Origin of the sequence: Acinetobacter johnsonii, from assembly GCF_048551975.1 — a bacterium.
GTDB lineage: Bacteria > Pseudomonadota > Gammaproteobacteria > Pseudomonadales > Moraxellaceae > Acinetobacter > Acinetobacter johnsonii_A.
Window position 1 is genome coordinate 1 of sequence record NZ_JBIMCF010000049.1, and the last position, 5,543, is coordinate 5,543.

Here is a 5,543-nt window from a genome sequence, read left to right on the forward strand (position 1 = left end):
TTCAGGTGCTTTAACACAACGCGGTTGGCTGGATGTACCTTCACATGAGTGGATTTACCAGTACATTTATCAAGATAAATCAAAAGGCGGTAAACTTTATCTACACTTAAGGCTTCAGAAGAAATATCGAAAACGCGGTTACAAAAACACGGATCGTAGGGGTCAAATCATTGATAAAACAAGTATTCACTGCCGAGACCAGGTCATTGATCAACGACAACGTTTAGGAGATTTCGAAGGTGACACGGTGATTGGTAAACATCATAAAGGTGCTTTATTGACTCTCGTTGATCGAAAGAGCCTGTATGTACATATTGTTCATTTAGGGCCAACGAGAGCATCCTCTCAAACGATTACTTGTGCATTAGATCGTTTACAAATGAGCCATGCTTATAGTGTGACATTTGATAATGGCAAAGAATTTTCCGAACACAAAAGAATTACTGATGCTGGCATAGAGACGTATTTTGCTGATCCTTACAAGTCTATTCAGCGAGCTAGAAATGAAAATACGAATGGTTTAATCCGTCAATATCTGCCAAAATCATCATCGTTTGATGACGTGTCAAACGAACAAATAGAGCAGATAGAATTTGCACTCAACCATCGTCCTAGAAAAACACTAGGTTGGTATACACCGAGTGAAGTTATGGCTGGTTTTTATACTGTTGCACTTGCCGCTTGAATCCGCCGTTTTAAAAAATTATGTTCGAATAGGTAGTTGGCCTTAAAGTAGTAATTATTTACTTTCTCTACAATTAACATAATACACCTTATACGAAATGTGTTATAATTTATTTTGAAATTCAAATACTTATTTCAAAGTTTATAGCCCGAGCATCACTGTTCGGGCTTTTTTTATGATTTTTCACGTTCCACGCCTATTATTTGATCAATGTTCCACAACTTTGTTCATATCAGTTAAACAATCGTGGTTAATCATAGGGTCTAAAAAAACGGCTCCAAAAGCCTCTTTTTTCGGGTTCAGCCTCAACCTGTTCAGGGATCGGAATCCGTTTAGGCTCGGCAGTAGTCAATCCGTCATGTTTCGTATCATCGGTGCTTGGCACTGGCTGTACTTGAGCTGCATTCGCTTGCTGCTGTTCTTGATCGGTAAACGTAGTCATATTGGCTTTTGGGGCTTCCAGTAAGCGCTGCATAGCTTCAATCTGTTCTTGATAAAACGATTCACGTTCTAAAGATTGATTTTCTCTCTGCACTGCCTGATTTAACTGTTTTTCGAGCATGTCAACTTGACGTTTTAATAAGTCAACTTCTGTCAAGTTTTGACTGTTAGTTGATTGACTTTGGTTGATAGTAGAGTTGTTCTTTTGTGGTTCCCCAAAAACTCTTAAGGCTTCTGCAAAGTCAATTAATCCATCTGATCCTTTTGATAAATTTCCTTTCTTTATATGGGCATATACGGCTTGTCGGGAATATCCATATAGTTTTGCTAGTTCTGAAACTGACAGTTTTTTCATTATGTAAACCAGTTTTCAACTTGTGTTAATACTTGACTGTTAACTTAACAAGTTCAATTGACAATGTCATTGAAATCCAGCTTTTCTGAGTAAAGGAAGTAACTCCCTAAATTTTTCAGTATCCAAAAACATGTCAGCAATACGAATAGCAAATTGCTGATAGCTCTCTGTACCTTGAGAATATTTGCTCATTTCAGGCATTTCAGAAAGTTTTGCTGCAAATAAATAGCGTTGAGCATCTGTCATTGGAATAAATAAATCAGGTGTTTCGGGATCTCTTTTAGAGTCTTTTACTGTCGGTTTACTTCCTTTTTTCGACTTAAATTTTAATTCTAGGTGTGTAAACTTACGTCCTGTTTTTATCAGTTCATATTTAACAGAATAAGGTGATTTCTCATTAATTTCATGGACAGCAGTATCAATTACACGTCTTTTTATGTCGGCAGATGAAGGATAAATATCTTTTAAATCCAAAGCATTGCGTAGTTCATCCATATGTATTTTACAATACCCAGTAGATTTAAATTGCATCATCATTAAGTAGAGACGGTAACTGTAGAAACTACCAAAACCAAATACATCCTCAAGATTTAATTTAGTGAATTGTTGTTTAAGCTGGCTAATATAAGGAATCATATTAGGGTGAAAAACAATACGAGCGATTATATTGTCGTCACTTTTGGCAATTATTGGCAAGCTGTCCAATAGATTGTGCAGTCTCAGGGTGTTTATAAATTCTTCATCATTTTTTGCATCGGGGTACTGCTTTTTTAATTTCTCGAATACGTCTGTTTTAAAGTGCAGGATATTTAATACCCAGTGAGCATGTAATTCACCAATAGGAGTATCAATAACCACAGTACGGCTCAATAGATCAGTACAAGCCTCTCTGATCTCTCTAGCTACATTATTGGGGGCAACCCCCAATTTCACAAAATCATCCTTGCTGATGTAATACGCCTTATTGGGGTCTACATCTTCATCTTTTGGTATTTGTGAGAGTGAGACCAAGATCAAGCGCATCTCATTCACTGTGAGCTTATATGATGCTCGTATTAAATTATTATCCATTACGACTAAATCATTCTTCATGTTTGCCAATCCATTATATTTTAATATGACATTAATTAATTTTGTCATGTATGTCAATTATCTGTTTTGTCATAGTTCCGCATCAATCCGTCATAGTTAATGCATCAATCCGTCATAGTTAATGCATCAATCCGTCATAGTTCCGCATCAATCCGTCATAGTTAGACTAAGGAAACCCTTATGGCTCTTAGCTTTGAAGGGTGTCTAAAAACATTTAAAAATATTAAAAAATAATAAAAAAGAGAGAAATTAAAAAAAGCTGTGGATAACTGCCCTATGTACTCGCTTTGCTCGTACTCTATTGCTGCTCGTTCCTCGCAGCGTGGGGGCAGTTTTTAGCTAATATCTGCTTAGTGTTCTAAAAAGTAAAAGCAACTATGAATTCGCTTCGCTCATTGTCTTTTTTTGCTCGCTTCGCTCGGTCTAGGTGCATAGGACTGCATGAAAATATAGATTTTCTAGGGTTTAAGGCACTTAAAAGCGGTTTTTCAAGGAGTCTAGGCGCAACTTTTCGTTGTGTCGCTCGTAGACACTCGCTAATAACTGATTGATATTATTTAGATATACTTAAATAAAAGACAAAAAAGATAGGTTTAACGACCTTTATCATTGTCTTGTTCTAAAGATTTTTTAATACTGGTAGCTGAATTACGTTCATTAAGTTCTATCTCAAACGCTTTGATCTTCTGATATGCGTTTTTATCAAGCTGGTACATTTGAGCATCTGCTTTTTTCCAATGTTCATGTGTAACACCAAGATTTTTTATTCTCTGATAATCTGTTTTGAAGTTGTCATACTGTGCTTTGATGCCATTGTCATGTTTATGGACTAAATCATTTAATTCTTTTGTCCATGCCTTGATTTTAAAGGGGTTGAATGGCTTATTTTCTTTATGGGTTTCTATCTGATTGAGTAAATTTTTACTCAATTCCATGTATTCACCCATTTTTTGTTTGATGTTTTCTAGTTCCTGATGGTGGATTTTTTCAGCTAAAGCGCGAACTTTAGTTTCAAAAAGACGAACAGCAATTTTTTTATCACTTATCGAAGTGTCTTGAACAATAGGGCTAGATTGCGCTGATTTGCGCTCTAAGCGATTTTCTTGAGGTTTTGATGGTTCTGTGTGTATTTTTGCTTCTGTGGCCGTATGAGCTTGTTTTGTGGCTCTAATCTCGGCTTCATGCTGATCTTTTGCTTTTTGAGTCCGTTCCAGTTGTTTTAAACCATCTAAAATCTTTTCGGATAGGACAATTTCTTGCTCTAATCCTCTTAAAATCTGCTGTTTTTCAGCGTTTCTAGCCTTGATTGCATTATTTTCTAGGGCAATGGTCGGCATGATGATTTCAGGATTTCGTTCTTCAACTGGTTTTAATTGTTCACGCTCGTATTTACGCTTCATGGCTGTAACTGCGCTTCCTTCATGCCAGGTAGCTTCTAAATCAATTCCTCGGTCTGCATAGCTGCGGTGATCTATACGGGCATCAAAGTTATTTTTTTCTAGGTAGTGATTTGCAAGATCGGCAAAGTCTTTACGCCAAGCTGCAACCGTTTCGGATGATTTTTCTTTGTTGAAATCACGAAATTTATTTTTAGAAAACTCGCCTGTGTCTTTGTCTAGCTGTCGGCTCGTAAACAGAATATGAGCATGATAGTTTCGTTCATCACTTCCACCCCTTGTATGCGGGGCATGAATGACAGCATCAACGATGACGTTGTGACGTTCTACAATCTTTTTGCATAAATCATCTAGGAGCTGTTGGCGTTGTTCTGCGTTTAGCTCTTGGGGAAAGGCAATTTCAAACTCTCTTGCTAGGACTGAGTTTTTACGGTTCTCAACTTTTTCAACGATGTTCCAAAGGCTTTGACGGTCTAAGAGTTCTGCTTTTGCATTGTCAGGAGCATAGATTTTTTTAAACTCTACGCCTGTCTTTCTTGTGTAATCCTGCTCTTTCTGTTGTTTTTGGTCTATCAATTTTTCACCTGAGCGATAGGCAGCAGCAGCTATGGCACTTCGCCCATCTGCTCGACTGATCGCTTTAACTGAAAAGTGATAAATTGCCATTTTCTTTTTTGTCTTTTCTCAACAACAACAAAATAATTTTATGGGGTAAAGGGGTATCCCCTTTCGGACTTCCAAACTTAATGAAATTAGTTTGGTAAAGTGCGCCATTCTGGAAAACCATTATAGCTTAGGAAGGCATTGAATCTCAATGGCAGGTATCCTATGCTTGAATGGTTTTTTAGGTATGGGAATTACAATGACAAATGAATCTTTAGAACAGAGAATTGCTAAGCAGGAAGAACGCTTAAAGCAACAGGAAGAACGCTTAAAGCAGCTTAAAGCTCAAAAGCAGGCTAAAGACGCTCGTGAAAAGGCAAAACAGAAAGTGCAAGAAAGAAAAAATGACACTAGACGTAAAATTTTACTTGGTTCGTACTTGCTCAAGAAAATGGAAGATGAAGCAGAGAAACAAAAAACACTCGCTGGCCTGAATGAGTATTTAACTGAAGAGCGGGACAGAAAACTATTTGACCTTTGATTTTTTAATCTCTGTCAATTTACGTTGTCTATCTTCAAAATGTGCCTTAAGTTCATCATTAATCGGATGATCAGGGTTTTTCGCTGCTTCTTTTTGAGCCTGAATGACTCTATTTCGGGCTTCTAAAAGGCTTTCGGTCTTTTCCATGAAATTTTCTCCATTGCTCTAAAAGAATATCTTTATTTTTTCTGAAATTGTTTGAATATAATAGATATTTTTAGATTTTTTATCCTAAAAAAGCTCCCTATAGTGTACAAATCTACCCCCCCTATTTCGCCTATGGTGTACAAATCCACCCCCCTATTATGTAGAAATCCAAGCAAAGGAACAGATGTAACTCCAAAATAGAAATGTCCGGTTTCTCCAAAGTAAAAATGTCCGCTTTTAGAATATGCACTTTTGCAATTTCGTTAGCGGACGGTTTGATAT

General features: G+C 36.9%; 6 protein-coding genes. 2 read left to right on the top strand and 4 right to left on the bottom strand.

The features are described 5' to 3' along the window. On the top strand, positions 1–685 hold a 685-nt coding region (locus ACG9ZB_RS16300), incomplete at its 5' end, for an IS30 family transposase (RefSeq protein ID WP_419326764.1). A 250-nt stretch (positions 686–935) separates the two neighbouring features. Here the strand turns inward: ACG9ZB_RS16300 and ACG9ZB_RS16305 are convergent. The 3 genes from ACG9ZB_RS16305 to mobQ form a co-directional block, all read right to left on the bottom strand. Next, positions 936–1,481 carry a plasmid replication DNA-binding protein gene (locus ACG9ZB_RS16305; RefSeq protein WP_130132604.1) on the bottom strand — a complete coding sequence of 182 codons (546 nt, stop codon included), beginning with the start codon at positions 1,479–1,481 and terminating at the stop codon, positions 936–938. Between the two features lie 66 nt (positions 1,482–1,547). Then, the gene (locus tag ACG9ZB_RS16310; protein ID WP_130132605.1) at positions 1,548–2,573 is read right to left on the bottom strand and encodes a RepB family plasmid replication initiator protein; all 1,026 of its coding nucleotides are present in this window, start codon (positions 2,571–2,573) and stop codon (positions 1,548–1,550) included. Positions 2,574–3,166: 593 nt separating this feature from the next. Then, positions 3,167–4,636 (bottom strand): MobQ family relaxase, encoded by a 1,470-nt coding sequence (gene mobQ / locus ACG9ZB_RS16315; protein WP_130132606.1) that lies wholly within the window; start codon positions 4,634–4,636, stop codon positions 3,167–3,169. Between the two features lie 196 nt (positions 4,637–4,832). Between mobQ and ACG9ZB_RS16320 the strand changes: the two genes are divergently transcribed. Then, the gene (locus ACG9ZB_RS16320; RefSeq protein ID WP_130132608.1) at positions 4,833–5,114 is read left to right on the top strand and encodes a mobilization protein; all 282 of its coding nucleotides are present in this window, start codon (positions 4,833–4,835) and stop codon (positions 5,112–5,114) included. Here ACG9ZB_RS16320 and ACG9ZB_RS16325 read toward each other — a convergent pair. Then, a complete protein-coding gene (locus ACG9ZB_RS16325) occupies positions 5,100–5,261 on the bottom strand; it encodes a hypothetical protein (protein ID WP_165382335.1) in 162 nt (53 codons plus the stop codon). The genes ACG9ZB_RS16320 and ACG9ZB_RS16325 overlap by 15 nt on opposite strands. Positions 5,262–5,543 lie beyond the last annotated feature (282 nt).